Here is a 1612-nt window from a genome sequence, read left to right as displayed (position 1 = left end):
TCGCGCGCGCGGCCGGGTCAGCGGGAAAGAGCGAAGGCTCTGGCCATTTGTCCTCGATGTATTCGAGGATGATCGTGGAGTCGAACAGCGAGACGTCACCGTCTATCAACGCCGGCACTTCCCGGCGCGGCGCCGCCTCTGCAAACGCACCGCCGGTGGACCCGGCGCCGATGCCCTCTGGCATCGCCACCTCGAACGGCACACCCTTTTCGCGCAGGGCGATCTTCACCTTCTGGGCATAAGGGGAGAGCGGATGTTCGTAGAGCGTGATCATCTTGTCGGGTCCTAAAGACGCAGCTGGCCCTTGGCGAGAATGTTGCGCTGGATCTCGTTGGAGCCGGCATAGATCGAGCCTGCCCGGTCGTTGAAATACTTCGCCGAAGAGGTCACGGCACTTTCGGGTCCCACCAGAGGCGCATTCGACGGCGGCGCCGTCGTCACCGGTCCACCGGGGCTGGTATGGTGCGGCTGGAAGGGCTGGACATAGAGGCCGGCCAGTTCGATGGCGAGTTCGGTGATGTGCTGGCTGAGTTCGGTGCCGCGGATCTTCATCATCGAGCCCTTGAGCCCCGGCGTTCCGCCCCCGGCCAGTTCCGCCATGAGCTGCATCTCTGCTGCTTCGAGCGCGGTGGCGTCCGCTTCGGCGAGGCTGATCTTGCGGGCGAAATCGGCCGTCAGCAGGTCCTGCTCCGCTGCATGACGCCGCAAAGCCTCCAGCCGCGCGATCAGACGCGGCCCGTAGGCATGACCGCCCCGCTCGAATTCGAGCAGGTATTTCGCGACCGTCCAGCCATGATTGACTTCGCCTACGACATTTTTCTTTGGTACACGGACATCGGTGAAGAAGAGCGAGTTCTGGATATGCTCACCTGAGGTCATGACGATCGGATCGACCCGCACGCCGGGTGAGTTCATGTCAATCAGGATAAAGGTGATGCCCTGCTGCAGCTTGCCAGAGGAATCCGTCCGCACAAGGCAGAAACACATGTTGGCGACATGGCCATGCGTGGTCCAGATCTTCTGGCCGTTGCAGATGAAGTCGTCGCCATCCTCGACTGCCGACATGGTGAGGGCGGCAAGGTCGGACCCCGCATGCGGTTCGGAATAGCCCTGGCACCAGAAATCCTCTCCGGACAGGATGCGCGGCAGGTAATAGTCCTTCTGCGCCTTCGAGCCATGCCCGATCAGGGCCGGACCGCACATACCAATCCCCATGGGCGACAGCGGCGGCGCACCGGCCCGCGCCATTTCCACGTCAAAAATGTAGTGCTGGGCGAGGCTCCAGTCGCAGCCGCCATATTCGACCGGCCAGGACGGCGCCGCCCAGCCCTTGTCGACCAGGATTTTCTGCCAGGCGAGGCCGATCTCCTTTTCCGCATACACACTGGTCATGCGCGCAGCGTAGCGGCGAAGGTCTTCGGTCAGATTGTCCGCGAGAAAGTCGCGCACTTCTTCGCGGAAGGCTTCCTCGTCGGGCTTGAAGGCCAGGTCCATGTATCTGAGATCCTATTCGGCTGGAACCGACGCCTGGACGGCGGCGGCGTTTTGCAGGAGGCGGGCACGCTCGGGGTCACTTTTCCAGAGGAACGACCGCGGCAGGCCAAGACGTTCG

At 62.8% G+C, this 1612-nt stretch carries 2 protein-coding genes; both read right to left on the bottom strand.

Features of this window, described 5'->3' with window-relative positions; genetic code table 11:
- A partial coding sequence (locus Q1V51_RS11795; RefSeq protein ID WP_300556589.1) for a glutathione S-transferase family protein occupies positions 1-274 on the bottom strand: 274 nt, incomplete at its 3' end.
- Positions 275-285: 11 nt separating this feature from the next.
- Complete coding sequence (locus Q1V51_RS11790; protein WP_300556587.1) at positions 286-1494, bottom strand: acyl-CoA dehydrogenase family protein; 1209 nt, start codon at positions 1492-1494, stop codon at positions 286-288.
- Positions 1495-1612 lie beyond the last annotated feature (118 nt).

Origin of the sequence: Maricaulis sp. (assembly GCF_030149235.1) — a bacterium.
Taxonomy (GTDB): Bacteria; Pseudomonadota; Alphaproteobacteria; order Caulobacterales; family Maricaulaceae; genus Maricaulis.
The sequence above is the reverse complement of the archived record's forward strand: the minus strand, read 5'-3'. Positions and strand labels throughout refer to the sequence as shown.